Consider the following 1,308-nt stretch of genomic DNA (forward strand, 5'->3'; position numbering starts at 1 on the left):
GCGTCGGCGTCTTCGCCCTCACGGTGGCGACCTGGGCGAACGCGCAGGTCGCCACGGTGCGCATCGATCCGTCGCGCGCCGGCCCGGCCGTCAACCGGCAGGTGCTGTCGGGTTTCAACTTCGGCAACTGGATGTCGGTGACGGAATTCCGCGACGAGATCGCCAAGGTGCCGGCCGCGGCGCTGCGCTTTCCCGGCGGCAACATCGGCGACGAGCACGACATGGACGAGCCGACGCTGGACGCGTTCAAGTCGCTGCTGTCGCAGGTGGCCGGCGAACGAGAACTGCTGGTGCAGACACGCGTGTTCCAGGGCCGGCCCGACCGCCCCGCCGCCAACACGCCGCAGGACGCGGCCCGTGCCGTGCGCCTGGCCCGCGACCGCGGGCTGAACGTCAGGATCTGGGAGATCGGCAATGAGCCCGACCTCTTCAGCACCGTGCGGGGCGACACGAGCTGGACGGTCCAGCGCTATTGCGAGGTCTTCCGTGCGCAGGCCGCGGCCATCCGCCGCGAAGACCCGAAGGCCTTGATCGCCGGCCCCGCCGTCTCCGGTGCGCAGCCCGGCGCCCCGCTCTTCCTCGAGCGCTTCGTCGAGCTGTGCGGCGACGCCGTGGACGTGCTCACCTGGCACATCTACCCCACCGAAGGCGACGGTACCGAAGAGGCCGCGCTCGCCACGGTGGCCGACGTCGACCGCTCGATCGCGCGCTTCTCCGCCCTGTGGAAGGACCGCTCGCGCAACCCGCTCGGCCACGCCAGAAGCATCCGCTTCGGCGTGACGGAGTACGGCCTGTCGTGGCGCACCGACCGGCCGCGCTTCCTGTCCGACCAGGTGGGCGCGATGTGGGCCGCCGAATCGGCCCTGCGCATGGCGCAGCAAGGCGTGAACCTGGCCCACTACTTCGCCTACATCGGCACCGGCTTCCACGGGCTGCTGGACACCGGCGGCGTGCCGCGCCCGACCTACTACGGCTTCGGCCTGCTGGGCGAGCTGGACGGCACCTTCGTCGAAGCGGCGAGCAGCGACTCGATGCTGTGGACCCATGCGACGAAGAAGGGCTCGCAGCTCCAGCTCGTGCTGTTCAACACCCGCACGCAGGCCCAGCCGGTGCGCATCGACGGCCAGGCCGCGCTGACGCTCAAGGAGGCGCGTTTCTTCGACGCCGGCATCGCGGAAGAGGAGAAGCCGTTGCAGCCGCTCGCCGCGCAGGCGGGACGCACCATCACCCTGCCCGCCCGCTCGATGGCGATCGTCACGCTGGAGCTGGCACCATGAGCCCCGATCAACTCCTGCGCCGCCGCCTGCT

At 70.9% G+C, this 1,308-nt stretch carries 1 protein-coding gene; it reads left to right on the forward strand.

Annotated elements, in window-relative coordinates:
- The coding region (locus AC1D15_RS32750) for a GH39 family glycosyl hydrolase (RefSeq protein WP_477829345.1) at window positions 1-1,277 on the forward strand (1,277 nt) is incomplete at its 5' end.
- Window positions 1,278-1,308: the final 31 nt, after the last annotated feature.

This window comes from Rhizobacter sp. P2_H2, assembly GCF_056403375.1.